Source organism: Nitrosococcus halophilus Nc 4, assembly GCF_000024725.1.
In the GTDB taxonomy this organism is placed as follows: domain Bacteria; phylum Pseudomonadota; class Gammaproteobacteria; order Nitrosococcales; family Nitrosococcaceae; genus Nitrosococcus; species Nitrosococcus halophilus.
Window position 1 is genome coordinate 3,469,907 of sequence record NC_013960.1, and the last position, 25,949, is coordinate 3,495,855.

At 52.0% G+C, this 25,949-nt stretch carries 24 protein-coding genes; 7 read left to right on the forward strand and 17 right to left on the reverse strand.

Annotation, left to right across the window (positions count from 1 at the left end):
- Positions 1-402: 402 nt before the first annotated feature.
- The 3 genes from NHAL_RS16370 (at position 403) to NHAL_RS16380 (ending at position 2,565) form a co-directional block, all read left to right on the forward strand.
- Positions 403-1,323 carry a type IV toxin-antitoxin system AbiEi family antitoxin domain-containing protein gene (locus NHAL_RS16370; protein WP_013034254.1) on the forward strand — a complete coding sequence of 307 codons (921 nt, stop codon included), beginning with the start codon at positions 403-405 and terminating at the stop codon, positions 1,321-1,323.
- Positions 1,324-2,184, forward strand: coding sequence for a nucleotidyl transferase AbiEii/AbiGii toxin family protein (locus NHAL_RS16375; RefSeq protein ID WP_013034255.1), 861 nt, complete (start codon positions 1,324-1,326; stop codon positions 2,182-2,184).
- 129 nt (positions 2,185-2,313) lie between these two features.
- Positions 2,314-2,565 (forward strand): WGR domain-containing protein, encoded by a 252-nt coding sequence (locus tag NHAL_RS16380; protein WP_013034256.1) that lies wholly within the window; start codon positions 2,314-2,316, stop codon positions 2,563-2,565.
- Here NHAL_RS16380 and NHAL_RS16385 read toward each other — a convergent pair.
- The 9 genes from NHAL_RS16385 to NHAL_RS16425 form a co-directional block, all read right to left on the reverse strand.
- On the reverse strand, positions 2,562-4,604 hold the full coding sequence (locus NHAL_RS16385) for an ATP-binding protein (RefSeq protein ID WP_013034257.1): 2,043 nt from the start codon (positions 4,602-4,604) through the stop codon (positions 2,562-2,564). The genes NHAL_RS16380 and NHAL_RS16385 overlap by 4 nt on opposite strands.
- The gene (locus NHAL_RS16390) at positions 4,594-5,913 is read right to left on the reverse strand and encodes an SIR2 family protein (RefSeq protein ID WP_013034258.1); all 1,320 of its coding nucleotides are present in this window, start codon (positions 5,911-5,913) and stop codon (positions 4,594-4,596) included. The genes NHAL_RS16385 and NHAL_RS16390 overlap by 11 nt, the downstream gene beginning before the upstream one ends.
- Positions 5,914-5,921: 8 nt before the next feature.
- The gene (locus NHAL_RS16395; protein ID WP_013034259.1) at positions 5,922-7,874 is read right to left on the reverse strand and encodes a site-specific DNA-methyltransferase; all 1,953 of its coding nucleotides are present in this window, start codon (positions 7,872-7,874) and stop codon (positions 5,922-5,924) included.
- Positions 7,875-7,889: 15 nt separating this feature from the next.
- Positions 7,890-10,565: a restriction endonuclease gene (locus NHAL_RS16400; protein WP_013034260.1), complete on the reverse strand. Its 2,676-nt coding sequence runs from the start codon at positions 10,563-10,565 to the stop codon at positions 7,890-7,892.
- A gap of 84 nt (positions 10,566-10,649) precedes the next feature.
- Entirely contained in the window at positions 10,650-11,582 is a 933-nt protein-coding gene (locus NHAL_RS16405; protein ID WP_338040075.1) for a PDDEXK nuclease domain-containing protein, read from the reverse strand.
- On the reverse strand, positions 11,564-11,704 hold the full coding sequence (locus tag NHAL_RS22075; RefSeq protein WP_238985377.1) for a hypothetical protein: 141 nt from the start codon (positions 11,702-11,704) through the stop codon (positions 11,564-11,566). Before NHAL_RS22075 ends, NHAL_RS16405 begins: the two co-directional genes overlap by 19 nt.
- Positions 11,705-12,233: 529 nt before the next feature.
- Entirely contained in the window at positions 12,234-12,539 is a 306-nt protein-coding gene (locus NHAL_RS16415; protein ID WP_013034262.1) for an AbrB/MazE/SpoVT family DNA-binding domain-containing protein, read from the reverse strand.
- Positions 12,540-12,541: 2 nt separating this feature from the next.
- Positions 12,542-12,937 (reverse strand): type II toxin-antitoxin system death-on-curing family toxin, encoded by a 396-nt coding sequence (locus NHAL_RS16420; RefSeq protein ID WP_013034263.1) that lies wholly within the window; start codon positions 12,935-12,937, stop codon positions 12,542-12,544.
- Positions 12,938-12,947: 10 nt separating this feature from the next.
- Complete coding sequence (locus tag NHAL_RS16425) at positions 12,948-13,172, reverse strand: AbrB/MazE/SpoVT family DNA-binding domain-containing protein (protein WP_013034264.1); 225 nt, start codon at positions 13,170-13,172, stop codon at positions 12,948-12,950.
- Positions 13,173-13,368: 196 nt separating this feature from the next.
- On the opposite strand from NHAL_RS16425, the gene pgeF reads away from it, so the two are divergent.
- Genes pgeF through NHAL_RS16440 form a run of 3 tightly spaced genes read left to right on the forward strand, consistent with a single transcriptional unit; the run spans position 13,369 to position 16,137 of the window.
- A complete protein-coding gene (pgeF, locus tag NHAL_RS16430; RefSeq protein WP_013034265.1) occupies positions 13,369-14,124 on the forward strand; it encodes a peptidoglycan editing factor PgeF in 756 nt (251 codons plus the stop codon).
- 40 nt (positions 14,125-14,164) lie between these two features.
- Entirely contained in the window at positions 14,165-15,073 is a 909-nt protein-coding gene (locus NHAL_RS16435) for a glycosyltransferase family 9 protein (RefSeq protein WP_013034266.1), read from the forward strand.
- Positions 15,070-16,137: a glycosyltransferase gene (locus NHAL_RS16440; RefSeq protein WP_013034267.1), complete on the forward strand. Its 1,068-nt coding sequence runs from the start codon at positions 15,070-15,072 to the stop codon at positions 16,135-16,137. Before NHAL_RS16435 ends, NHAL_RS16440 begins: the two co-directional genes overlap by 4 nt.
- A 38-nt stretch (positions 16,138-16,175) precedes the next feature.
- Here the strand turns inward: NHAL_RS16440 and NHAL_RS16445 are convergent, their stop codons facing one another.
- From NHAL_RS16445 to speE, 6 genes are all read right to left on the reverse strand, one after another.
- Complete coding sequence (locus tag NHAL_RS16445; RefSeq protein WP_013034268.1) at positions 16,176-17,171, reverse strand: glycosyltransferase family 9 protein; 996 nt, start codon at positions 17,169-17,171, stop codon at positions 16,176-16,178.
- Between the two features lie 77 nt (positions 17,172-17,248).
- Complete coding sequence (locus tag NHAL_RS16450) at positions 17,249-18,457, reverse strand: O-antigen ligase family protein (RefSeq protein ID WP_013034269.1); 1,209 nt, start codon at positions 18,455-18,457, stop codon at positions 17,249-17,251.
- Positions 18,441-19,451: a glycosyltransferase family 9 protein gene (locus NHAL_RS16455; protein ID WP_013034270.1), complete on the reverse strand. Its 1,011-nt coding sequence runs from the start codon at positions 19,449-19,451 to the stop codon at positions 18,441-18,443. Before NHAL_RS16455 ends, NHAL_RS16450 begins: the two co-directional genes overlap by 17 nt.
- A 25-nt stretch (positions 19,452-19,476) precedes the next feature.
- The gene (locus tag NHAL_RS16460) at positions 19,477-20,601 is read right to left on the reverse strand and encodes a glycosyltransferase family 4 protein (protein WP_013034271.1); all 1,125 of its coding nucleotides are present in this window, start codon (positions 20,599-20,601) and stop codon (positions 19,477-19,479) included.
- Entirely contained in the window at positions 20,583-21,524 is a 942-nt protein-coding gene (locus NHAL_RS16465) for a mitochondrial fission ELM1 family protein (RefSeq protein WP_013034272.1), read from the reverse strand. Before NHAL_RS16465 ends, NHAL_RS16460 begins: the two co-directional genes overlap by 19 nt.
- Positions 21,525-21,541: 17 nt before the next feature.
- On the reverse strand, positions 21,542-22,378 hold the full coding sequence (speE, locus tag NHAL_RS16470) for a polyamine aminopropyltransferase (RefSeq protein ID WP_013034273.1): 837 nt from the start codon (positions 22,376-22,378) through the stop codon (positions 21,542-21,544).
- A gap of 391 nt (positions 22,379-22,769) precedes the next feature.
- Here speE and speA point away from each other — a divergent pair, with 391 nt between their 5' ends.
- Positions 22,770-24,659: a biosynthetic arginine decarboxylase gene (speA, locus tag NHAL_RS16475; RefSeq protein WP_013034275.1), complete on the forward strand. Its 1,890-nt coding sequence runs from the start codon at positions 22,770-22,772 to the stop codon at positions 24,657-24,659.
- Positions 24,660-24,840: 181 nt separating this feature from the next.
- On the opposite strand, the gene NHAL_RS16480 is transcribed toward speA, so the two are convergent.
- Positions 24,841-25,194 carry a DUF2782 domain-containing protein gene (locus tag NHAL_RS16480; protein WP_013034276.1) on the reverse strand — a complete coding sequence of 118 codons (354 nt, stop codon included), beginning with the start codon at positions 25,192-25,194 and terminating at the stop codon, positions 24,841-24,843.
- Between the two features lie 22 nt (positions 25,195-25,216).
- Entirely contained in the window at positions 25,217-25,942 is a 726-nt protein-coding gene (locus NHAL_RS16485) for an LOG family protein (protein ID WP_013034277.1), read from the reverse strand.
- Positions 25,943-25,949: the final 7 nt, after the last annotated feature.

The following is a 25,949-nucleotide window of genomic DNA, read 5'->3' on the forward strand; positions in this document are numbered from 1 at the left end:
TGATGCCGCTAGCTACTATGGAGAAGTTTGGGTCTGTGCCTGGAGGGCAACCTTGCTGGAACAAGGCACTATGACAGAGCTGGCGGTTCTGTTGTAAGGATATTTTGAGGGAACTGCCGGGGCGTTCTGTCTGTCGCCTGGTGAGGCCTAGATGCCGAACAAGTGGTTGATGCAATTCGTCTCGGTCTGGCCGTCAATGCAATTGATCCAAAAGCCGAACGGGTAGTTACTGATTCTATTAGAAATTATTTATATCCCAGTTATTATGTGTCCTAAGGACACATAATAACTGGGAATTAAATAACTGTCAAGAGAATCATTTTAAGCTGTTAGAAGTATTGACAGTTGGTGCAATACCATATATACGTCCTAAGGACGTATATATGGTATTGCTTCTACCTCATGGATATTCGCACCGCTCTGACTCTGGAACTGGGTGATCTCCATCAGCCCGTTGTGACTAGCTATCATCTCGGGCTTCTGGTGTTTCGCCTATACAAAACCAAAACCTACCGCGGTGAACCGATTGCCCGTTTGAGCAAGTCCTACCCAGAGCGGAGCGACTATCGCCGGTTTGTCGGCAGTTTGGAACATTCAGGTGTGCTTCGGAACACCACAGCAGTGCCTAATAAAGAGGTTTTCATTCTTCTTGGCAAAGATATTTCCTCGGCCGAGGAAATTGCCTGTTGCGTCGATCCCTTCGCCTATGTTTCGCATCTGAGTGCTATGGAATATCACGGACTCACCGACCGTTTTCCAAAGACTCTCTTTATAACCGCCCCTCCACCCGTTCGTTGGTCACAGCTGGCAGTGGAGAAAATGCGAAAGGATATAGGAGGAGAATTTTATTCTTCATATCTTGACGCTAATCTTCCCCGGTTGCGGCGTTTGCGTTTACCAAAAATCAATCGCAAGACCGTCAGCCTATTCACGACCGTTCATTACGATCCCGGCGCTTATCTGTCAATTCAGGGAAAGACTTTGCGAGTCTCGACCATCGGGCGTACGTTTCTTGATATGATCCGGGAGCCTGATCTATGTGGTGGCATCTATCATGTGCTGGACGTATTTGCTGAGCATGCGCCCCGCTATCTGCGTTTGATCGTAGATAAGGTTGACCGCCATGGTAGTCCCATTGACAAGGTGCGCGTTGGATATATTCTTGAAGAGCGTCTTAAGCTCGAACATCCTACCATCGCGACATGGCGGGCCTATGCCAAACGAGGCGGTTCACGAAAGCTTTTAGCACAAGCTGACTACAGCCCGCGCTTTTCCGAAACCTGGTGCTTATCCATTAACATCGATGAACCTGAGGAGGCCTGATTGCAAAAATTCGATATCAAAGAGTGGGTCAACCAGAATTCAGAGCATCGCCCCTTTCGCCAAGCCGTTCATACTATCCTCACCGCGATTGCAGGTACACCCAGCCTACAAACCGCCATGATTATGAAGGGCGGCGTCCTGCTTGCTCTCAGCTACAGAAGCCCGCGTTATACCTCGGATATCGACTTTTCGACAGCAACGAAGCGGCCTGATTTTGACCTTGATGATTTCCAAAGAAAACTTGAAGCGAGTTTGATTGATGCCGTTGAAAATTTGGGATACGGACTCGATTGCCGCATTCAGCGTTGCAAGATGAAGCCCTCTCACGATGAGGCTACCACGCCGACGCTTCAGATCAGCATTGGTTATGCCTATAAAGACCAGCACAACGCTTATAAGCGTCTGTTAGCAAGCCGGGCAATTACTGTCATTAGCCTCGATTATAGCCTAAACGAGCCAGTTGAAGAAATTGACATCTTCGAGCTGGAAGGCGGGAATATTATTCATACCTATAGCCTGGTGGAGATGGTGGCGGAGAAGTTCCGCGCTCTCTTGCAACAGGAAGTCCGCAAGCGGGCACGGCGTCAGGATATTTATGATCTGCACTATGTCCTGAGCGATCATCCCCTGCGCGACGACTCGGATACCAAAGCCCGTATTCTCAAAAGGCTGATTGAGAAATCACGCATTCGTGATTTATCGGTACATTCAGATTCTATGTCCAACCCCGAAATTCGAAATCGCACAGCGCTTGAATATTCCAAGATGGCCCCGGAAATCGAAGGCGATCTTCCACCATTCGATGAGGTTTATGCCATGGTCGAGGCCTTTTATCGATCCCTTCCTTGGGAAAAGGTCTGATTCCCTGTATCACTATTTGCTTCATCGTTTCGGCCAAAATATCTACTTGGGCAGATTCGCATAGGCTTCTGGTCTGCTCCTGGAGGGCAGTACACTGCTGGCACGAATCACCCCGACGGAGCGGACTGAATGAGGGCGGCCTACCTGGAGAAGCGTGACTTGGAGAAGCGGCAGTTTCGCTTCTACCGCATTATCATCACTCAGACCCTCTTCGGCCCCTGGGCCTTGATCCGGGAATGGGGACGGATTGGCAGCCCCGGCACCGTTCGGGAAGTCTGGTATGACAGTGAGCAGGAAGCCTTGGCAGCAGGTGAAAAGCTCATGAAGCAGAAAACGAGGCGGGGATACCAAGCCATCGAGCAACAGAGAAGCTATCGCTAATTTTTTGAAACAACGGCATTATTTTCTGGTATATCCTCAGTTATTAGGGCAGGAAGATCGATCTCTACGGGCGTATCTTCCGCTCTAAACCAAAGTTCCCGGATAGCCGCGTCATCACTCTTCGGTGCTGGACTAACATCACGCACCTTGAAGGTCGCAGGAAGGTTAACCGCATTTCCAAAAATTAATGCGTGTTGCTTTGGCAAGGACGGCAGGCGCTTTATCACCATGTCAGAAACAAGCGGGGTCATATGGCGGATATGTGCAAGATCATCTGGATTCTGGATGCGATGAATGATGAAGTTGGAGCACTGAGATAATACCGTCCTCGATAACTCGCTCGGGCGCTGCGAGGCAACCATAAGGAACATGCCGTATTTTCTTCCTTCCTTTGCTATACGCTCAAAAATCCAGCTTGCACCTCTAGCATAGCCTGATGGGTATTCCGCTATATAACGATGCGCTTCTTCTAAGATAAGATTCACTGGGAGGCGATTGCGCGGCTCCGTCCGGCGGAGTCTATCAAATATAAGCCGTGCCATAACCGCCGATGCAACTTCGACCGCTTCATCAGCGGCCTCATTCATATCAAGAATGATAATCTGAGCTGATTTAAAAAAACGGCCATCGCGCCTTTCTAAGCCAAGGAATCTTTCAACAAAAACATCAAGTCGTGTTTCGTGTTCCTGTAGGTCATCAGCAGAAACTCTTAAGAACGCAAACTCTTCACGTTCCTTTACCCACTTGAACCGCGTGAGCATCTGAGCACAATAGTCCCTGATCTGCCGATTCCCATGGGATTCCTCGTAAAGAATAGCAAGGTCAAGTGCTGCTCCAAGATGATCGAAGTCAAATTGGTCATGAGCATAGCTTGGAAGCGATACGTCTTCGATAATGAAAACTTCTAGGAATTTCATTAGCTCATCTGTCTCCTTCCCTCCACCGAAACTAACCTCTATCTTTTCTTCCAAAATATTGAGGTTAATCTCGCTTGTTGAGAAGGAGGAAAGTAGTGCAATTATCCGATCTCTCTTAGCCGCGCTTCCGATGTCTCCTTGCCAAATAGTGCGGATACAAGATGCGAGAATATGGTTTCTTATTCTTTCAAGTTCCCCGTCTTTATTACTGGCAAACAAGGAAGCCAACCCTAGTGCAGTGCGTAGAACCGGCTGCTGTGTTCGTTCACTGGCACGCAGCAACAATTCCCATTCTTCAACCGACATAAACCAATGAGGCAATCGGAATACCGCAGTGTCTTCGGCCTCATCTAAAGGCGTGGGCGGCGCGTCAGAGGGATTCTCAGCAACACGGAGGTAAATCCTTTTGATCTTTTCGGGAAGGTTGGCGAAAGCTTTGCGATATTCCCCATTAACATCCAGCAAAATGAATGTCGCACCATGGGCTGTATATTCATTTTCTTTTTCGAATAGCGACTGAAGCACAGTTGCAACGGTACACGACTTACCGCTTCCAGTATTACCGAGTACAGCGGCATGGCCGCCAAAAAATTCATCAATACGTACTTTCAGATCATAGTCTTGAAAGACGGTGGACGTACCAATAGGTAGTGCTTTATAACGGGTCGCCGTATCATCACTATTGCTTGGGACGGGCTCGCTCCAGCCTGCTACTTCAAAGATACGGTCGAGTTCGTTATCAACGGTGTAAAGTGCATCGGCATAGAGAGACGGAAAAGTAGATACTCCAAACCGGAAGTCGCCATCACGTTTTTGCTGGAGCATTCCGACAGGGACAAGATCAAGGAATTTAGCTGATGAGACCTTATCAAGTTCACTGTTATCTCCTGGAGTTGTACGATTCGCCGCTGATTCCTTCTCACGGAGTCCAATGACTTCGGCAACGACGTACTCGGACTGAACTGGAATCATTACGAACGAACCGATCCGGGCGACATAGTGGATATCATCAAATCCAACTACCATGAAATTGTCGTTTCCACTCAGAAGCTCGACAACTAGCCGCTCGGAAGAGACTGATATAACTTTGCCAATAACTCTACGCCGATCATCAGAGGCCATTACCTTCGCCCTTGCCATCAGTTTCTAGGCGGCGCATCATCAATGTCTGGAGCACCTTATCAACAGCGGTATCTACCCTGTCGCCTGGTGGCTCCGGCATGAATTCTTCAATAAACGTATCGAAAAAGTGAGCATAGCGGCCACTTGATGGCCCGTCACCGCCAATCAACCAGATGCGAGGGTCGCCCAGATCCTTGAGTTGGGTAACAACCCCTTCTAAATCGGTAGGCACGAAAGCAACCATACGAAAGGTTGGTATGGTAAGTGCCTGAAAAATTATATTATTTATATGTTCATCAGAAAAACTATAGCCGAGCACAAACAGCACGCTTTGGTCACGCACAATCCGCGATTGGAATTCCCGGAAGAGATCGGAATAAGGAGAGCCAAAACTGGCATTCTGCTTGGCAGGTGTGGGATAGATCATAACACGTCCTGCACCTTCGTCTGCTTTCTGTATTTCCCGGATGGGAAATAACCCTTTGGCTTCCTCTATCCAATTTACCGAACCATGCAGCTTGCATAGATAAACAAAGCTGTCCACCGCTGTCCATTTCCGGCTAGAAACATCAAGCTGTTCTGCGAGGGAACAGCGGAAAGTTGCGGGATTAAACCGGCGCTCGACTGTCCCAGAAAACCCATTGCAATATGGGATTCCAAGCCTATCCATCGCCGTTTCATTAAACAGATCATAATTTGTTGTGAAAACCCAAGGCCTCGGTAAAGCGCGGTCGCGGTAAACAAGCTTACGGTAAAAGGCCTGATACAAATTACAGACGGTTTCATCGCCCCTGGTGAAAGCCCCTTTAGTACAGCTTCTTAGGACATAGCGGGTAATTTTTGAGATTACAGCTTCAACGGTTTCACAAAGCTCTGTTAAGTTATTATTTTTGCTGCACTTAAGAGCGAACTTAAAACTGTAGAGCACCTCCATAAGATGCTCCAGATTCGAAGTATAATTATTCTCAGTTATATCGAGGCCAAGGTTGTCTAGCAGGGTATCTCGCTCGTTTTCGGTTACGAAGAATTCATTATCTTCATCACCTATTCTATTGATAAATTCTTCTGCCATCGGCTTCATCGTTGGAATGCCGAGCTGACTTTCATCATCAAGCAATGACGAACATCCCGAGCCGAGCAGAAAAGAGACGTTTCTTGCACACAGTGCGTCGCTGAGACTTTCACGTACTGTCGCCGCCGCCTGTTCCCAGTTAAACATTTTTCCATTCTTTGATGCGGCAACATCATCGGCACCCTTAAAGAAAGAAAATGCAGGTGCATCTACCTCCTCGTAATCGCTAGCAGCCATACTTTCTCTCATGCCGTATGCAGGTTATCTTTGAATGCGGCTTGAAGAGCCCACTTTTTAGTGGTGTCGAGGGCACGACTTGAGACAATCAGTTGTTCATCGCTGTGCTGAGCAAGGGCCTCTATGGTTTCCTCATTGAGGGTAGCATCGAGGCATAGCAGGGCAGCCTTATCATTGCCTCTCAGGCGATAAACAGCATTGCTGGTGAAAGCAGCTAGTTTCTCCAGCTCATAAAACAGGCCGTAACCATTTTTGAGGGCAATTTCGGTAACTACTTCATCGAAGTCCTCGTTACCGAACAGCAAGTGCTGGCGGCTGGCCTCTAGATGCTCTTCTAGTGCAGCTACGTTCTCGGCCTCAGTCTTATTCGGGTCAGGAGTATAGAAATTTTGCGGGAAGTAGCTGTCAGTGAGACGATAAACACGGAAACCCGTATCGATCTCAGCATCTGGATGCTCTTCACGGGTTTTCTGTCCGGCTAGTCTCACTCGCTCAATACATAAAGAAGAAATCGTAGACAACCCTTCCTTGCTAGCAAGGCTGTCTTTAGCTGTAATTTCAGGAACTTGGACAAGAATAAATTTTCTCTTTTTCCCATCTTCTGCATTAACTTGGAAAACAGCATGAGCCGTAGTTCCTGATCCCGCAAAAAAGTCCATAACAATGGATTCTTCGTCTGTTGCCATACGAATCGCATCTGCAATCAGGTCAACAGATTTTGGGGATTGAAATATTTTCTCCTTTTTTTCAAAGAGGCGATTAAATTCAGTTTGTCCTTTTTCAGTATGATATTTCTTGTCACTCCATATGGACTTCAGTTTTTTTACAGGAGCATTTCCAGGTTCTGCCGCATATGCTTTGCGGAATATCTTCCATCTACCGGAAACTTTCCGGGCAACAATTTTATCAAGATCCTGCCGTGCTCTATCTTTTCCCCATGTCCAACATCCTTCGAAGCCATCATCCCAATTCGGGTAAATTTCTTCATCCCCATCTTTTGGATCAAGTGATACTTTTCCAGTGCTCGATACATAAAATGGATAATAAAGATTAGGACGGTTATGCCGCCCGAACTCACGGTGAGTATTGCGCAGCTCCAATTCACGATAAACTCCACCTTCATCCCGAAGAGGAAAATTTTTTTTCACCTCATCAGTGGACTTAGGAACGGATACAGCTCCATTCTCTAACGGGGATTTTGAGTAAATCAGAAGAAACTCATGACAGTTCGCAAGATATTTGTCCTGCGACCGCCCCTTTGGATTGCATAATACCGTGACTTGACCGATAAAATTTTCAGCACCAAATATATCTGATGCAAGCAATTTTAAGTGGGCAACTTCATTGTCATCAATACTAATGAAGATTATCCCATCATCTCGCAACAACTGACGGGCCAATAAAAGCCTGGATTGCATCATATTCAACCAGTTAGAATGGCGTCGCCCACTAGCTTCGGTAACGGCAGTGAGCCTCACTCCATCCTTGATAGCACCGCTTCTCTTCCAATAGGCCGTCTTGGTTTCTCGGTAGTCATCTGGATAGATAAAGTCATTCCCGGTGTTATAGGGAGGATCGATATAGATGCATTTCACCCGCTCAAAGTAGGTCGCTTGAAGTAGCTTCAGCACTTCCAGATTATCGCCTTCGATGATAAGGTTTTCCGTGCTCTCGAAATCTACGCTACGGGTCGGATCAGCCACCAAAGTGGCCCGGCTCGGGGTGAAAGCATACCGCTTTGACTGCTGCTTGCCTGCCCATTCAAAGCGGAAGCGCTCGTTCAAAGCCAATCCGTCAGGCGATACCAAGGCACGCAGGGCCTTCTCATCCAGATTGCCCTCGCCATCGAACAGGTCAGGAAACAGGCGCTTCAATTCATTAAGGCGTGCTTTCTGCTGATCGGGGCTGGTGATGGCTATCGGCTTCGGCTCTTTTACTTCCCTTAAGGCAGTCTTGGTCATAATCTGGCTCTTTGCTTACATATCAAAAAAAGTCTGGCCGATGCGCTCACGGGCGCGGGTATCGAAGCTCTTCAAGCTATCCACCGGGGCCAGATAGGCCGCAAGGCCAATGGCCTCGAAGTGCTTCACCGCACATTCAATCTTTAGCTTTTCATCAGATTTTAGCTTCTCCCATTCGGTAGTACCTTTGGTCTCTACAGTAAAATAAAAGCGCTGCTCAGCGGCAGGATTATCCAAGTCCTTTTTTTCAATCACCAGTGCAAAATCGGGGTTATAGTTCCCGATTGGTGTCGGGATTTTATAACTGGCTGGTAGTTTAATAAGGACACGCACTGCATGGTGGTTGTCGAGTTCACCGGCGAAGTGCTTCTCCACGTCGGAATCATGGATGATACGATCATAGAGGCCATGCTTCGGCGTGGCTGTAGTTTCCCGTTTGGTCTCGATCACGGTCTCGAACAGGTCGAGAGGGTGAGATTCCTCAATCGGCTCGTATTTCACCAACCGCACCATTTCCCGTTCCAGCACCCGGCGCACTTTTTTAGTGGCCTCGGCAAGAAACTGCATGGGGTTCTTGGCAAGCTGGCGTTTCTGCACCTCTGCCATCCCATCTAGAATGGAGGCGGCTGTCACGTCAGATAGAGCCGTATTCCGGGCGAATTCGTCCACCACATCAACCCTGGAAAGGTGCGGACTAAGAGCAGCACGGGTTGAGCCTTTCCCTTGCCCCTCGATCCCGTCTGCTTCAGTCATTCGGCTCCAGTAGGTCAATGACACTTCCAACCGGTTCTCATCCACGGCAATATCCGCCAGGGCGGCAATACTTTTCTCGATCAACTCGTCTTCCCGGAAATGCACCCGGCACCGGGTTTTACGGGCGATCCGCTTCCAAAGATTCTTAAAGTCGTCTGAGGTAAAACGCTCAGAATTGAGATGAAGTTTTACAAGTTTGCGATTATTGTCGCGCACCGGCGGCGCTTTGGCATGAATACCAAGCTCTTCATGCAGCTCCTCTTGATAGCTACTGACGAAAGCATAATAGCTCTGATTGGCTACAACAGTGAGCAGGTTCACTTCCTCGTTTTCTTTCACCGATTCCGGATCACGATAGCGCCTGCCCTGTTGATCGACGCACAGGCGAAGGCCCCGCCCTATCTCCTGCCGCTTCTTGATGATGCTTTCAGTCTCATTCAAGGTGCAGATAGTGAAGACATTCGGGTTGTCCCACCCTACCCCCAAGGCCGAGTGCGAGAAAATGAACTCAAGGGGCTCATCAAAGGAAAGCAAGGCTTCCTTAGCCTTTAGAATTTTTTCGTAAATTTCAGCATTGGTCGCCATGGACTTGGCGTTATCGGTGTAATCGCCGCTGCTAGTCTTAGCGAAATAACCACCATGCACTTCATGAGCATTGGGCGGGTCTTCTTTATGGGCCTTACGGTAGAACGCCTGATATTCTTCCAGGAACAGGCGGCGAATCAGCCCGTCCTCATCCATATAGTTGGCCACACGGTCAATAAAGAACAGGGCAAGAGGCTTGATGCCTATTGGTACAAGCTGCTTCTTGCGCTCAAAATGATTGTGGATGGCGCGGCGAATTTGCTCGCGAAAGATAGCTTCCTGATCGCTGCCATGCTTTGCGCCTTCACCGATCTGCTCACCGTTGGTGAACTTCACATAGCCTTCACCACCGTAGAGATCGGTGGTGCCAATATCCTCAACAATCCAGCCATGGTAGACAGGGTTGCCGGTCTTTTTCTCCAGGTCGTCGCCACGCTTCACAGTGATAAGCTTGGCTTTGAGATCGCCGCCCTTCAGGCGGACATTAAGCTGTAGCCGGGCAGTTGGATCGGCCGCGCTCAGGTTAAGCTTTCTGAACTCTATGGCTACATTGCTTTGCGTATTCGTCTCGTGAATCGAGAGCACGGCAATCTTTTTCACCAGTCCACGATTGTACGCATCGAAGGGAGTGAGGCGGTAAATAATGTTCTTTAGTTCGCGGTGGGTGGCAGAATAGCGCAGCTTAAACAGCGGATTGAAGGCGGCGATCCGGGCCTGCATATTGGGGGTGTCCATGCCCTCCTGCGGCTCATCCATAATGATGATCGGCTGCACCTGGCGCAGCATCTCCATTAAATTACCGCCGTCTCGGTTCTCGTCATTGATGATCTTGGCATCGCTGTCGAAGGCCTGCTTATTCATGACCATGATGGAAAGATGATTGGAGACGCAGAAACTCCGCACCTGAGTCAGATTCTTGCTATCATACTCAGTGACTTCGGCTTCGGTTGCGTAGATTTCCCGGAAATGCCCTTTGGTGAGGCATAGCTGGGCCAGTGTGCCCTCGCGGATCGCTACGCTCGGTACGACGATAATGAACTTGTGCAAGCCATAGCGCCGGTGCAATTCAAAGATGGTGCGGAGATAGACGTAGGTTTTCCCCGTGCCGGTCTCCATCTCAATGGTAAAATCCCGCTCGCTGGTCGGTGCATAATCCTCTATGCCATTCTCAGCGGCAATGGCAGCAACATTAGCCTGCCAATATTCGGCGGGTAACTTCAGGATATTGCTGGAAACTTCACCGCTCCAAAAGCGCTCTTCTGGCCGTGTATAGGGTGCACCCTCAAATACACGAACAATCGCCGAAACGGCTTCACTCTGGTGCTTTAGATTGGGCTCGAAGTGGATTCTCATGAATGCTTTTTATTTTTTACATCGTGTAATTTGCGGCGAAATTCGGAAATTCTGCTCCTAAGATAACGCTTTTTACATAGTTCATCACTGACGGTCATCCTCACCAGCCCTGTTTCTGCCAAACTCCGCCTCCACCTCCTCCACCGTCGGCAGATTGGCTTTCAGCTCTTCGGGCAATGTCCCGGCCAGTTCATAGCGGGAAATCCCAATGGGCTTGCCCACATCCCGCAGGGAATACTCCGCCACCACGTTGTTGCGATCCTTGCAGAGGATCAACCCAATGGAGGGGGTATCCTCGGCCATCTTCACCTGCTCATCGAGGGCAGTGAGATAAAAATTCAGCTTTCCTGCGTATTCGGGTCGAAACGGCCCATTCTTTAGCTCAATGGCCACATAACAGTGCAGCTTGAGGTGATAGAATAGCAGATCAATGTAAAAATCATCCCCGCCCACCTCCAGGTGATATTGCTTGCCCACAAAGGCAAACCCCTTGCCCAGCTCCAGCATGAACCGGGTGATGTGATCCACCAAGGCCTGCTCTACTTCCCGCTCGTGAGCCTCTTCCCCCAGGTCGAGAAAGTCGAACACATACGGGTCTTTCAGCGTTTCTTTGGCCAGATCGGAATTCGGCGCAGGCAGACGCTCGGCAAAATTATCGATCTTGGGCTGAGCCGCCTGGCGCTCATAGAGCCGGTTTTCAATTTGAAGGCTTAAAACATGGCGCGACCAGTTGTTCTCCAGGGTCTTGCTGACATACCAAAGGGCCTGCTCGGGCGCTTTAATCTTCTCTACTATCAATGCATTATGCCCCCATGGAATTTGTGCCACAAGCTGTGGCACAAAATCGTCCTGATCCGCATAGAAGCTGTACCATTGCTTGATCCGGTAGAGATTGCGCCGGGAAAACCCCTTTACGCCGCCCAACTCCTGGGTCAGGTCGTGGGCGATCTGGTCAATGACGGCATCCCCCCAGCCGCTCGCCTGCTGTTTTTCGGTAATCAGTCGGCCCAGCCCCAGTACAGGCTAATCAGCTCGGCATTTACCGCCCGCGCCGCTTTGAGCTGAGCGGTCTGCACCTTCTGTTTGAGGGTGGCAATAAAATCTCGGTAATCGGGGGTTTGAACAAGCGCCTGGATCATGGCCTCGTTATTAAAGCGTTTCGGTTAATTTAGCAAATGCCTCAGGGAATCCACCCTCGGCTCCCTGCCCCTTCAATCGGTGGAAGAGAAAAACACCTCGGGAGGCTCGTGGATGATGAAATGTTCCACGGAATGTGTCGCACAGTTTGTGCGACATTTTACCCTGGCCAAGAGAAACCACCCCCAAACATCCACCGCCCACCTCTCCCCACAGCGCGCTAAAAACCTTCCGCAAAATGGGCCTATAGCCCCCCGCCAGCGTCTCCTTTTCCCACTTCAGGCCACCGGAAACCCCCATCTGGAGGGGCCTCGGAAGGAGAACAGCGCCAAAAGCTTGCCCCCACATCGCTTTGCGATGTATAAGTGCACACATTCAACAGCTTTCAACCCCGCTGGGTTGGTCCGTTGGACTATGTGCAAGATACATCTATATCCCCCTGCTTACTGCCGATGACCCAAGCCTAGCCACTTCAGGGTTCGTCCGTATGACTCAACGCTAACGCCGACCGGTCGAACGTATAGAACGCGGTCAGTGCCAGCCCAGTCTGATCAGCAATAGCGCGCGATTTATGAACGAGCAAAGCATCGGCGAAATCCACGCTAGGGATCCCTCATTGGTCACCGAGGTATCGCCTTTCAGATGTTTTAACAGCCCCAAGCTCGCACCTCGCTCCTTTTTAATCACGGTAATTCGGCCTTCATACTCGAAAATTTCCACCCTATCACCGGGTTGGATACCGGATTTGGCGCACAGATCTTTGGGGAGGGTGATTTGCCGCTTCGGTCCCACTTTGTGCATCATTAATTGCAGAGTATTCAACCGCCTGCTTTCCATGCTTATGGGCCTACCCCTAGCGTATTGTCACGCAGCCAAACGGCGAAGGTGGCTTCATCAATATCGCCCGCGGCAAGCGCCCTCATCATGTACGTGGCTTTGTCCTCCGGGGCCGTGAGACGGAGGCCGTTGCGCGCCAGAAAGACATAGGCCGCCATGAAGGCCGTGCGTTTATTGCCATCTACAAAAGGATGGTTCCGGACGATTCCAGCCGCATAGGCAGCGGCCAGCGCGCACAGATCCGGATCGTCGTAAGTCGCTAAATGCTGTGGCCGGGCCATGGCAGATTTCAGAAGTGCCCCGTCGCGAAGTCCGGCGGCGCCGCCGTGCTCGGCCAGTAAGCGGTCGTGCAGCGCTTCAATGACGGCAAGCGCTATCCAGGCCACCTCTCTCGCCATGCCTCCTCCGTTACTTGGCAAGCGCGCGAAGGGTATTGCGATAGGCCGCCATACCTTCCTCAGCGAGTTGCATCTGGCGCTCGAACTCAGGATCATAAGGCGTGATGCGGTAGCCATCTGGAGTTTCAGTGAGGAACACGCGCTCTCCTTCCCGTAGTTTCAAGCGATCAAGCGCTTCGCGCGGGAATACGGCACCGAGGGAATTGCCGATCTTGCGGATCTTCATTTCGATCATGTTGCATCCCTCCCTTTGTTATAACTTGTGTAATAACATAAGTGTTTTCCTCTGAAAATGTCAAAGTCCGTCACCTCTGTGATAGGTCATGATTTAATAATCCTTGCAGCGCTTATCTGAGGGTCGGCACCGATTCTGGGATGAAGAGCCACAGGACCGCTACAATCCAGTAATTTCTTAACGGCTTCCAAAGGATATGGACGAAAAACACGACACCCTCCCGGTCATCACTCCCCAATGGCCTGCTCCGAACAATATCCGGGCCTATACCACCACCCGCAGGGGCGGAGTCAGTTCCCCCCCCTATCATTCCCTCAACCTTGCCGACCACGTGGGAGATAGACCGGAGGCTATAGAAGAGAACCGAATTCGCCTTCAGCAGTTCCTCTCTTTGCCCAGCGAACCATGTTGGTTAACACAAGTCCATGGCAGTGAAATCGTCTCTGCCAGTAAGGGTCCTGGACAACGGGGCGATGCTAGCATTGCTTATGGACCCGGTCCGGTGTGCGCCATACTCACCGCCGACTGCCTACCCTTGCTGCTCTGCGACCAAGAAGGAACAAGGGTAGCAGCTGTTCACTGTGGCTGGCGGGGTTTGGCCTCGGGCATCATTGAGGCCACGGTCAGCGCCTTGAAAGTTCCCGGAAAGCATTTGCTGGCTTGGCTGGGCCCGGCCATTGGTTCCCAAGCTTTCGAGGTCGGCCCCGAAGTAAGAGAGGTTTTTTTAGACCAAGACAGTCGCCATGCCTCGGCCTTCACTGCTTACCGCCAAGGGCGCTGGCTAGCAGACATTTACCAACTGGCGCGCCTAGCGCTTGCAAAGCAAGGGGTCCGATGGATTTATGGTGGTCAATACTGCACCGTTGCCGACCCCGATCGTTTCTATTCTTATCGACGGGATGGGGAAACGGGGCGTATGGCAACGCTCATTTGGCTGGCAAACTCTGGTTAGTCCAGTATAATCCGAGCTTTTCCCCGGCCCCTTCCAAAACATGCGTAAAGTATTGTTCATTACTCTAAGCAACATTGGTGATGCGGTGCTCACCACCCCGGCCCTAGAGACCTTGCACCAATGCTTTCCCAAAGCCTCTATTGACTTGATGGCGGACCAGCGCTCGAGCCTGCTCTTTACCCATTGCCCTTATCGGGGCCGCATTTTACACAAACACAAGAAGGCTGGCTGGCGAAAACTGATGGGTCTGATTCATCAGTTACGCCGCACGTCTTACGATTTGGTGGTCGACCTTCGCACCGATGGCCTCGCCTACCTCTTAAGGGCCCGAAAACGGCTGACTAAACGAGGGGTCAGACCTGTCGGTCCCCATGCCGTGGAGCACCATATGGCCGTGGTGGCCCCCCTGCACCCCCCCCTTGCCCCCATCCCTCCTTGCCGGATTTGGTTACAGGCAGAGCAGATGCAATTTGCTAAAACGCAACTCTCTCCTTTGCCGGGACGCCGTTGGCTTGCTTTGGGACCGGGGGCCAATTGGGCTCCTAAAATCTGGCCTGCTCCTGCATTTACCGCCCTGGTCAATGAGGTCAAGCATGACTTCGATGGGGTGGTCCTCGTCGGTGGTCCTCAGGATCGGGAACGAAGCCAGGCGGTTGGCGCAAGCCTGCCCTTACCCTGTGTGGATCTGTGTGGATGCACTGATTTATTACAAGTGGCTGCGATACTCCAACAGGTCAGTGTCTTTGTGGGCAATGACTCTGGCCTGGGGCACCTGGCGGCGGCGGTGGGCACCCCCACCTTAACCCTATTTGGCCCCGGTCAGCCGGAGCGTTATCATCCCTGGGGAAATCATAGCGCCTATGTGTTGGCGCCCAATCGCCAGCTCGACCAACTCTCAGCGGCTACTGTGGCTCACCGCCTCCGTCAACTGCTGGATAGGGCGCAATGATTCGTTCCCTCCATCTTATCGGAAGCCGGCAATCAGGTGGCGCAGAGCGCTTCTACTGTCGCCTAGTCAACGCCTTGCATGAAACTACAGGAAACATCCTGGCGACCTTGCCACCTCAAAGCACACTAAGAGAGGCCCTCAGTCCCCCAGTCCCCCAAAAACCGATCCCCATGAGAAATATCTGGGACCCTTGGGCCCGCTGGCAAATTAGGCAACTGATCCGGCATTATCGGCCTGACATCGTGCAAACCTATATGGGCCGAGCCACACGCTTGACTCGCATTCCAGGCAAACACGGGCCAGTCCATATTGCTCGCCTGGGGGACTATTACAACCTCAAAGGCTATCGCCATGCCCACGCTTGGGTTGGCAACACCCGTGGGATCTGTGAGTACTTAGTGCAACAGGGGCTACCTGCGGCGCGGATATTCTATATTGGTAACTTTGTCGACTCCCCCCTCCCAGCAAAGCCAGAGCGATTTCACCAGCTCAAAGCGCAGCTCGCCATTCCAGAGGATGCCTGGGTGCTCCTTGCTGTCGGCCGGCTTCATCCTGTTAAAGGTTTCGAAGATCTCCTAGCCGCCTTCGCCCGCCTGCCAATACACATTTCAGAACGGCCAGTGCACTTACTCATTGCTGGCGATGGTCCCCTCAGGAAGGAACTCCAGGCGGAAGCTACTAGGCTGGGTCTGGAGGGACGAATACATTGGTGTGGCTGGCAACAGGATCCCAGCCTTTTCTATCAGCTGGCTAATATCTTCATCTGCCCTTCACGGCATGAGCCGTTAGGGAATGTAATCTTGGAAGCTTGGGCCCATGGTAAACCGGTTATTGCTACCGAGACCCAGGGAGCCAAGGAGCTCATCACGCCAACCGAAAATGGATGGCTCACTCCCAACGCCGATCCCAAAACCCTGACCCAAGCGATTGCCGTCCTCCTCGCTGACGAGACCTTGCAGACCCAGTTAGGAAAAAACGGCCTTGCTACCCTCCAGCGTCATTATTCCCAGGAAACCATCGTTTCAGCCTACCTGAAGCTCTATCGCCATTTGCTGGAAAGCTGACTGCAGAATCATCTAGGCTTATCTGCCGTAATCCGGCTTTAGCCTAGCATTCCATCCTGCTGCAAACGTGCCAGCACTTCCCCTGGCTGCAACTGCGCCAAACAACGGTGAGCATTCTGTGGGGGACATTCAGGAAGATAGCAGGGACTGCAAGCCACCGAATGCGTAAGCACTCGCTGTTTTTGGCCAAGGGCATGGCTGCGCCGCCAATCGGTGGGTCCAAACAAAGCATAAACGGGGATATCGGCAGCGGCAATAGCATGCATAGGGGCCGAGTCTGTGGTCACGGCAAAACGGGCGTGACGGGCCAACTCGGTGAGTTCCAAAAGGGAGAAGGCCCCGCTGGCATCAATCCCGGCGGTTTGAGAAAGAACCTGATTTAATTGAACATCCTCCGATCCCCCCACCCAAACGACCGTGATCCCCTGCTGCTCCAGCACCGTTGCCAGGGTAACAAAATGGGCGGTAACCCATCGCTTGCTCTCCCAACGGGTGCTGGAACCCGCATGGATCAATACGATCTCCCGATCCAATAGACCTTGCTTCCCTAACCAATCCCTCACTTTTAGACGTTGTTCTTCACTGGCCTCAAGATAAGCGCCGGCCTGCACCGCTGCCAAACCCGCCGTTTCCAATAACCTGTTGAGACGACTAAAGCTATGGACCTCGCCGTTGACGATTCCCTTATTGGGAGGACAATGGGTGTAGGGAAAACCCGGTCCTAAGCCGTAGCGTCGAGTGGCCCCGGAGAGGGCGGTCATCATTTTGCTGCGATCGCTCCCTTGCAAATCAAAGACCACCTCAAAACTCTGACTTCGTATCCATTGTAGGGGGGCAAATAGGGACTGGAGCCCTTTCCTCGGAAAGGGCTTTACCCCCAAATTGGGATGCTCTTCGAACAGGGACGCAAACTCCGGCGCAGTGAGCAGCCAAATCTCGGCCTCAGGATAACTTCGGACGATTTGCTTAATATGGGGGGTTGCAATGATGATATCTCCTAAAGCCCCTAATTTGATAATCAGGACACGCTGCATGGAAGCCTCACGTGGATGTTAGGTTAGGCGACCCCCTAGGGAGGTCGCAAAGTGAAAAAGCTGAAAGTTACCAGCAGTTATTGGCTTGCTGGCTCAAGAAACGTTTGCTGTATTTTCCCATGGAAAACCGTCAACCCAGCAAGGAGCACCATCAAATAGACACTGACTAAGCTGGAGGCATAGGATGGCCCTAGCTGGGCGGCAGTCAGAATGGCCGCACTGGCAGAGAGCAGAAGGCCGATCTGTCGCCGATCCTCGGCGGTTGATTTTCGCCAATCGCGCCATGCCCTGGTCAAGATAAACACCAGCCATCCCGTCATGGCGACAAGACCAAGCAACCCGGTTTCATACCAGGCATCCACAAATAAATTATGGAAATGGCGGACCTGCTGGCCCTCGCTGATGGTTAAAGCTTCTTCTGCATAACGGGCATTGCCCATTCCGACCCCGGTCACCACCGATTCAGGCGGGTACACAAAAGCCTGGCGCCAGAGAGCCGTCCGCCCGCTACTGATCCGGTCCACAATGTCAGTCCAAGTTTCCTTCTCCTTCGCAGGGGCTTCCACATGGACGACGGTCACCATCCCGATTAAGGCTATGGCCGCCACCGTTCCCGGCAATAACAAGGTTCTCAGACGCCATCCCACCACCAGCACTCCGTAGAGCACCAAGGCGACCATCAACGCCAGTAAGGCCGCCCTGCCCTCGGAAAGCACGACATAAAATAATACACTCAGCAATAAAGCGCCTCCTAGGAAAAGGCGGTATTTCCTGCCCTCTACCCACTGCAGCCCATAAAGGAGAAAGGGCAACAGAAAGGGCAGATTGTCTTCCTTGAGTTGCTGGGCAGGGGTAAATTCAGCGCTGGTCCACAATACATAGGCCAAATGCAAGTAAAGGACCCCTATTAACCCTATCCCCATCCCTGCAAGGGTCCGACAAAGACGCTCGAAATTGTCTTGTCCTTGTTGCAGGGCCACCAGCGTGAACACAAAACTCATGGAATAGACCAGAAATTTAAGCCATTTGTGCCACGCTCTTGCCACATCCTCTGCTCCCGGAACACTCATGAGAAAGGCCAGCAGCAGGGCAACAAACAACCCTAAGAGGGGACGTTCTACGTTTTTTTTCCGGCCATACAGACTGATGCTTCCCCACAAAAAATAAGACACAATCAAAATACTAAACACCGCCCGGCCTAGCACCTGAGCGATAGGCAACACCGTGGGCAACAACCACCCCCAAGAAAAAAAGGCGCTTTGTAACCGCCTATGCAGAACCACCATCCAATACTCCGCTATTACGCAATTCAGCCGCCACATAGGCGGGGGTAATGGCCTCCATACCGGTACCGCCCGATGGAGGGACGAGGCAACGGATATGCCGGGAATGATGTAGCGGCGGTGAAGCCCCAAACAACCCCCAAGCAGGCGCTCCTGCTGCGGCCGCCATATTCAATACCCCGGTATCATTGCCCACATAAACGGTGCACATTGCCAGCAGGGCCGCCGTCTCCTCCAAGGGCAAAGCGAGCGCCTCTCCCGTCGAGACTCCCCACCGTCTCACCTGGGCGCTAATCCGCTGCCCCATGGCCTGCTCCCCTACCCCACCTACCACGAAGACAGACCCCAAAGACTGACCTAGATGCTCCAGCAATTGGATGAAATTGGCTTCGCCCCACTGTTTGTAGGGCTCACTGCTGCCAATGCCGAAAGCAATCCAGGGCTGGGGAAACCCTTGATAGCGGTCAACCACAGTTTGTCGAGCGATAGGATCAATGACTAATTGCGGTTCCTCTTCTACAGGAGGAATATGGCTTCGCTCTAACAAGCGATTCGCTAGCGCTATGGGGTGACCACGGGTTTGGTCAGGCGGTAACTTCACCGGATGATTGAGAAAGCACCGTTGCAGTCCTCGCCCATAGCCAATCCGCTCGGGGATACCCGCTAACCAGCAGGCGAGGGCATAGCGTGGACTCCCATGCAATATCCAGACTTGACGAAAATACTGCTGCCGTAAAAGCTTCGCTAACCGTCCTATACCCAGCAAGCCGTCGTGTCGGCCTGGATTACGCTCCAACCAGAGCACCTGCTGGATGGAAGGGTCCGCCTTCAGCAAACGATCCGCCTGGCTGCGGGGTTTGGTCAACACCGTGACCGCCCCCTCCGGCGAGGCCGCAGCAATGGCATGAAGAATTGGCAGGTGCCAAATCATATCCCCAATGCCCGGCAGAGGCTGAATAATTAAAATGCCCTTAGAGGAGAGGGAACGCGCACCCATTATAATCCCACCCCAACGCAAAAGCTCAGGGCACAGTCCCCCAGAGGGTGCCATAACACTGCAAGGTTTGCTCTAGCATGGACTGCAAAGTGTAGAGCTGCTGTTTCGGTACTACTGGCGGCGCCTTGATAAACTGGGTGACACGCTCATATAAGCCCTTTGAATTTGCCAAAGAAACCCGCCCTTCCGGGAATAGATCCCCGAGAATTTCCCCCACGCCCCCGTGATCATAACCCACTACGGGCACGCCCAAACTCAGGGCTTCAAGCACCGTGCGGCCAAAGGATTCTGGTTTTCTAGACAGTGACATCACCACATCGGAGAGGGCATAGATTTCCCGTAAATCACTGCGGTGCCCGGTTAGAGTCACCATTTCCTGCAACCCCTTATGGATAATCTGCTGCCTGATTTCCTCCGCATAGCGTCGCCGGCGAGGGTCCTCGCCACCGACAATTAAGCCATGCACCGGGTACTTCCCCTGCCGCAGTTGCCCCAGGAGTTCGATAAAATCTTGGTGCCCCTTAAGCCGGGTCAAACGACCTGGCAAGGTGAGAATTTTCTTTCCTCGAAGCTGAGGATAAGCGGCCTCCCAGCGGGCTAACCATTCCCTATCCGGCTGATATCCATAGGGATAAATTTCAGGATCGACACCCCAGGGGATCACTTCCACCCGATCTAATGCCACCTCAGGATAATTTTCGAGTACATAATGGCGCGCGCTCTCGGACACGGCAATGACCTTTTCCCCCCAAGTCATGATGCGGCTGTAACGATTCACCGAATAAAGACCATGCACAGTGGTGACAAAACGGGGCTGCTGTGGCCCTGCCATGCTCCGCCAAGCCAACCAGGCTACCCAAGCGGGTACTCGGGAGTGGGCGTGGAGGATATCCACTTGCTGCTGGGAGAGGAAACGCCGCAGCCGGGGGACTAAGCCTAAAGTCCAGGGGGATTTAGCGCCGATAGGCCAAGTGTAGTGCTCGCTCCCCCCTTCCCTAAGGGCTTCGACAAGACGCCCGCCTGCCGAGATGACCATAGAACGATGCCCCCGCCGGGCTAATTCCGCCGCCACCTCTAGGGTTCCCTGTTCCACTCCCCCCGACTCTAAGGCCGGCAGAACCTGTAGCACGGTCAGTGGCCGCTGAACCATCGTTCCACCAGAATGCGAGCACAACGGTCGGCTTCATTAAATTGCTGCCGAGGTGGAATAAGCTTCTGCCCCTGGCACCAGGCAGTAAAGGTGGTGACCACTCTTTTCTCCGCGAGACCATCCAACCCCCGCACCACCCGACCCCAAGCTTTACAAGGGACATTGAGGACCCCTACTGCCGCCCCGGAGGTAAGGGCTTCATAAACCATGGAAACACTGTCTTCCGACACCCATACCCGCCCGGCAAGGGCCAACTGCTCCGCGACCCAGCCAGGAGAGGTTATTTGGCAGGCAAACACCTTCAAATTCGGAAATTTCAGACCTTGAAGGGCAGCCAGCATAGGTGACGGCGTCCGCCGTGAGGTGCTCAGCACCCACTGACATTCCTGCTCCTGTTTCACCAGACTTTGTACTTGCCATAAAATGTTTTGGGGGTCCCAATTATAATGTCGCGACGGTCCTCCCAAGAGGATCAATCCCCGAGCTGGGTCATGGACTCCTCCCGAAACAACCGGATTGAGCACCCCCCGGGTGAGCACAATATTGGCGGCGGCAGCTATCCCATCATGCTCCGGGACCAAACATAGATCATACCAAGAGAGTGGCAGACTAGGCCGCATCAAGACTACCGCCCGCCCTCCACGGGCGCGGCGCGCAGCCAGCAGCGGAATATGGGTTCCATGACCTGCACCGACGATCATATGGGGAGCGGGGAGCTCCTTGGCACTGAGGAAAACCCCCAACCCCCACCACCCAAGGGCACGTAGCCCAGAAGATACCCGTATTCGGTGGGCCTGCACAGGCACTTGGCGAGCCAGCGCTTCCAACAACCCGATACTTTGGTTCTCATGTCCGGGTTTACCATCCGTCAGATACCAGGCAATCACAGGCGGCGCTGAACTCTGGGGGCTATTCCTACTCACCGTTAAGAGCCCTCAACTTAGCGCAAAAATTCTGGAACCGCCAAGGAAGCCCGGTGAATATCCACATTGTAATAGCGGGTCGAGAAGGTTTTAGCCGCTGCCTCCTGCTCTCGAAACGAGGATAAGGAGTCCCCCGCCAAAGTGGCACTCCACCAACCCGAAGGATAAACGCACTGGGGGTAAGTCAAGGTCCGCACCTGGGGAAACCCTCCCTTTTTCATCTCGGCCCGCATCTTATTGAGGAGGTCCAAATGAATCAGGGGAGATTCACTTTGGTGAACGAGAACGCCCTTGTCCCCCAATAGTCGCCGACAATCAGAATAAAAGGGAGCTTGAAAAAGCCCCTCTGCAGGGCCAATCGGATCGGTGCTATCAATGATAATGACATCCACACTATTTGCCGGCGCTTCGGCCACAAAGCGAAGCCCATCACCGAAGTGGAAGTGAGCCCGCGGGTCATCGTTACTTTCACACAGCTCTGGAAAATATTTTTCCGCCAAGCGGGTCACCCGCTCATCAATCTCCACCTGCCGGACTTCCTTAACCCTGTCATGCTTGAGCACTTCTCGCAAAGTTCCACAATCACCTCCCCCGATAATCAGTACTCTCCGGGGATGAGGGTGGGTAAACAGGGCTGAATGGGCCATCATCTCATGATAGAAAAAATTATCCCGCTCCGAGAGCATAATGAAGCCGTCGATGACCATGAGCCTGCCGAAAGCCTCGGTCTGATAAATCTCAATATGCTGATAGGGAGTCGTCTCTTCATGAAGTTTCTCCTTGATGGCAAGGGAAAAGGCTAGACCGCCCTCCTGGCAAACCTCGGTAAACCATGTTTTCGGATCCAGCTGCATATTGCTTCTCCAACCGACGCTATAATTAGCCTGAATAATTCATGAGATCACCACAAAGACACGAAGAGCGCAAAAAAATCAAAATCTTAAATAGATTAAAATAGTTGACTTCATGAGCGACGAGCATCTCCATATGTTTCTCCCAACCGAGTGAGATTCCTTCACCTTTGTGTCCTTTGTGTCTTAGTGGTAAAAATCCAGGTTAGCGATTTGATATTTGATAAAAGATAAAATCAGGCGATAATAGCCGCCCCATATTACCCTGACAAGCACCCCTTCGTTGGGAACGAAGGGAGCACCCACAGAACACACTGAAGGGTGAGCCCCAGGGAAGCAGACTAACAAGCAACCCCCCTAGAACCTCGATATCCCCTGGAATAAAAACGCCATTATGTCAACAAATTGGAGTATCCACCACGCCCAAGAGCTCTACAATATCGCCCAATGGAGCGAAGGTTATTTCGATATCAACGCCCAGGGCCACCTCATGGTTCGCCCCCAAGGCCCAAACAGCCCGACCACAATCGACCTCTATGAGGTCGGTCAGGCGCTCCTAGAGGCAGGGCTGTCCTTACCGGTCCTAGTGCGCTTTTCCGGAATCCTGCACCATCGTGCCAAGAGCCTACAAACCGCCTTTACCGAGGCAATGGCCGCTACCCATTACCAAGGCTCCTTTAACGCCGTCTATCCCATCAAGGTGAACCAACAACGGCAGGTGGTCAAGGAAATCCTAGCAGCAGACCCGGAACACATGGGATTAGAAGCAGGAAGCAAACCTGAATTACTGGCTGTCATGGCCTTATCTCGGCCTGGGGCCCCGGTCATTTGCAACGGCTATAAAGACCGGGAATATATCCGCCTGGCCTTGATGGGGCGGCAATTAGGTCTACGAATTTATTTGGTGGTCGAAAAACCCTCGGAGCTGGAACACATTATTCGTGAAGCACGGGCTTTAAAGGTAAAGCCCCTCCTAGGGGTGCGAGTCCGCCTCGCCTCTATAGGAAAGGGAAAATGGCAAAACACGGGAGGCGAGAAGGGTAAATTTGGCCTTTCCTCCGCGCAGGTGCTCACCATGCTCCAGCGGCTCCGCCAAATGGAGATGATTGATTGCCTGACCCTGCTGCATTTTCATATGGGCTCGCAGCTTCCCAATATTGCAGATATCCAACGGGGCATCCGGGAAGCGGGACGCTATTATGCCACCTTGCGCGAGCTCGGTGTCCCCCTGCGCAGTGTGGACGTGGGCGGGGGGCTAGGCGTGGACTACGATGGAACCCATACCCGGGGATTCTGCTCCACTAACTACACCCTCTCGGAATATGCCCATAAAATCGTCCACGGGCTGTGGGAAATTTGCGATGCTCACCAACTCCCCCACCCGGAGATCATTACCGAAGCAGGGCGGGCCATGACAGCCCACCATGCGGTCTTGATCAGCAATATCATCGACACGCAACCAGCCCCTGGCAAAGGAGAACCACCGGCCCCCATCGCCGATGATCCCCCCGTCATCCAAGGATTATGGCAGAGCTATCAAGGACTCACCCGGCGCTCGGCCATTGAAGCCTACCATGATGCCAGTCAAGGCATCGCTGATGCTTTAGAAATGTTTAATTATGGAATCCTGAGCTTGGAACAACGGGCCCAGGCCGAACAACTCTATTTTGCCCTCTGCCGCCGGATTCGCTCTTTCCTCAATCCCCAAGTCCGGGCCCACCGGGAAATCTTGGATGAGCTAGAAGGAAAGCTCACGGCAAAGGTTTTTTGCAACTTTTCCCTGTTTCGCTCCATGCCTGATGCCTGGGCTATTAATCAGATTTTTCCTATCGTGCCCCTGCACCGCTTAGCGCAACCGCCCACCGAGCGAGTCTGGATCGAAGACCTGACCTGCGACTCCGATGGCCGCATTGATCTTTATGTGGATGGGGAAGGGATTGAAACCAGCCTGCCTCTGCACCCCTTCACTCCAGGCGAACCCTATCTATTAGGTTTTTTTCTGGTGGGTGCGTACCAGGAAATCCTCGGTGATATTCATAACTTATTCGGCGCCACCGACTCGGTCCACGTAGAAGCAGATGGGCAGACAGGCTTCCGTTTGTTGCATCCCCTGAAAGGAGACACGGTAGAATCGGTTCTCCATCAAGTGCGCTTCGATGCCACAGAAATAAAGGAACATTTACATACAAAACTTGACCAAGCAGCCCTCGATGACAGCCAACGCTGCCTGTATCTTCAGGAATTAGAAGCAGGGTTGAGCGGATACACCTACCTAGAGGACTAACAAGCCGTTTTGAAAATGCCCTTTAGCGCCGATACGGTGTTGAGGCACGTTTTGTGATGCTCATCTATGAACCCCATACACTGCGCTTCTCAAACGCACCTCGCCGAGTCTCAGCACAAAATTGCTATCTTTAAAACGGCTTCTCAGCTCAGTGCCTCGATTAACCAGATTGCCCGCTATTTTACCAACGAAACAGCACCCAACTGGGGATGAGCATGCCGGAATCGACGGGCCCTTCAAAGCGTTTATCAAAGTCCCCGTCACCATCCGCATCCACAAGGTAATAGGAGGGACCAATGCTAGGGGTCACCTTGATCTGATAGAGCTTTCCATTGAGGCGATATTCTTCCACCAGGTCCTCCCCCCTTTGAATAATTCTAATTTCAGGCTCAATGACTTCGGACTGCTCAGGCAAGGAGGGCAGATCAGGGAGAGGCACAAGGTCTTCCGGCTCCTCCGTCAAAACCGGCGTAGAGACGAGTAGAAGCCATAAGAAATTTATATAAACCAAAATCTTATTATAAGAAATAGGCATAGGCTGATCTCTAAAATGTTGCTTACAGGTCGAGCAATCGTTCACGCTCTTCCGCCGAGGGCTCAAAGCCGCGACTCTCATAATAGCTAAAGATAGCATCCACGACCTCCTGGGGCTCGTCTAACACCTTAAATAAATCCAGGTCATGGGAATCGATCATCCCCTCCTCTACCAGGTGTTTTTTAAACCAGTCGATCAATCCCGCCCAAAAGGATGAACTCACCAGCAGGATAGGGATCCGCCGCGACTTACCGGTCTGCACCAAAGTTAGAATCTCCGCCAATTCATCCAGGGTTCCAAACCCTCCCGGTAACACCACGTAGGCCGAGGCATATTTCACGAACATCACCTTACGGGAGAAAAAATGGCGAAAATTGACTGCAATATCCTGATATTCGTTAGCCACCTGCTCATGGGGCAGGCTAATATTGAGTCCGACACTGGGGGATGCTCCCATGAAAGCTCCCTTATTGGCAGCCTCCATAAGGCCAGGACCACCGCCACTGATGACGCTAAAGCCCGCATCGGATAGGGCCCAAGCAATCTCCTCAGTCAGCTGATAATAGGGATCTCCAGGGACCGTACGTGCTGAACCAAAAATACTGACTGAGGGCCTGATAGTGGCTAAACGTTCAAACCCTTCCACGAATTCAGCCATGATTTGGAATACTTTCCAGGACTCCCGGGTAAGCAAAGAGTCATTGACAGCCGTTCGCTCGGCAAAAGAACGTTTATTGTGTTTGTCCATTAAAGTG

Excerpts from the sequence above, each read along its gene's own strand:
- NHAL_RS16370 (WP_013034254.1), top strand. The coding sequence starts at position 403 with ATGGATATTCGCACCGCTCTGACTCTGGAACTGGGTGATCTCCATCAG.
- NHAL_RS16380 (WP_013034256.1), top strand. The coding sequence starts at position 2,314 with ATGAGGGCGGCCTACCTGGAGAAGCGTGACTTGGAGAAGCGGCAGTTT.
- NHAL_RS16385 (WP_013034257.1), bottom strand. The coding sequence starts at position 4,604 with ATGGCCTCTGATGATCGGCGTAGAGTTATTGGCAAAGTTATATCAGTC.
- NHAL_RS16390 (WP_013034258.1), bottom strand. The coding sequence starts at position 5,913 with ATGGCTGCTAGCGATTACGAGGAGGTAGATGCACCTGCATTTTCTTTC.
- NHAL_RS16395 (WP_013034259.1), bottom strand. The coding sequence starts at position 7,874 with ATGACCAAGACTGCCTTAAGGGAAGTAAAAGAGCCGAAGCCGATAGCC.
- NHAL_RS16400 (WP_013034260.1), bottom strand. The coding sequence starts at position 10,565 with ATGAGAATCCACTTCGAGCCCAATCTAAAGCACCAGAGTGAAGCCGTT.
- NHAL_RS22075 (WP_238985377.1), bottom strand. The coding sequence starts at position 11,704 with ATGATCCAGGCGCTTGTTCAAACCCCCGATTACCGAGATTTTATTGCC.
- NHAL_RS16415 (WP_013034262.1), bottom strand. The coding sequence starts at position 12,539 with ATGGAAAGCAGGCGGTTGAATACTCTGCAATTAATGATGCACAAAGTG.
- NHAL_RS16420 (WP_013034263.1), bottom strand. The coding sequence starts at position 12,937 with ATGGCGAGAGAGGTGGCCTGGATAGCGCTTGCCGTCATTGAAGCGCTG.
- NHAL_RS16425 (WP_013034264.1), bottom strand. The coding sequence starts at position 13,172 with ATGATCGAAATGAAGATCCGCAAGATCGGCAATTCCCTCGGTGCCGTA.
- pgeF (WP_013034265.1), top strand. The coding sequence starts at position 13,369 with ATGGACGAAAAACACGACACCCTCCCGGTCATCACTCCCCAATGGCCT.
- NHAL_RS16435 (WP_013034266.1), top strand. The coding sequence starts at position 14,165 with ATGCGTAAAGTATTGTTCATTACTCTAAGCAACATTGGTGATGCGGTG.
- NHAL_RS16440 (WP_013034267.1), top strand. The coding sequence starts at position 15,070 with ATGATTCGTTCCCTCCATCTTATCGGAAGCCGGCAATCAGGTGGCGCA.
- NHAL_RS16445 (WP_013034268.1), bottom strand. The coding sequence starts at position 17,171 with ATGCAGCGTGTCCTGATTATCAAATTAGGGGCTTTAGGAGATATCATC.
- NHAL_RS16450 (WP_013034269.1), bottom strand. The coding sequence starts at position 18,457 with ATGGTGGTTCTGCATAGGCGGTTACAAAGCGCCTTTTTTTCTTGGGGG.
- NHAL_RS16455 (WP_013034270.1), bottom strand. The coding sequence starts at position 19,451 with ATGGGTGCGCGTTCCCTCTCCTCTAAGGGCATTTTAATTATTCAGCCT.
- NHAL_RS16460 (WP_013034271.1), bottom strand. The coding sequence starts at position 20,601 with ATGGTTCAGCGGCCACTGACCGTGCTACAGGTTCTGCCGGCCTTAGAG.
- speE (WP_013034273.1), bottom strand. The coding sequence starts at position 22,378 with ATGCAGCTGGATCCGAAAACATGGTTTACCGAGGTTTGCCAGGAGGGC.
- speA (WP_013034275.1), top strand. The coding sequence starts at position 22,770 with ATGTCAACAAATTGGAGTATCCACCACGCCCAAGAGCTCTACAATATC.
- NHAL_RS16480 (WP_013034276.1), bottom strand. The coding sequence starts at position 25,194 with ATGCCTATTTCTTATAATAAGATTTTGGTTTATATAAATTTCTTATGG.
- NHAL_RS16485 (WP_013034277.1), bottom strand. The coding sequence starts at position 25,942 with ATGGACAAACACAATAAACGTTCTTTTGCCGAGCGAACGGCTGTCAAT.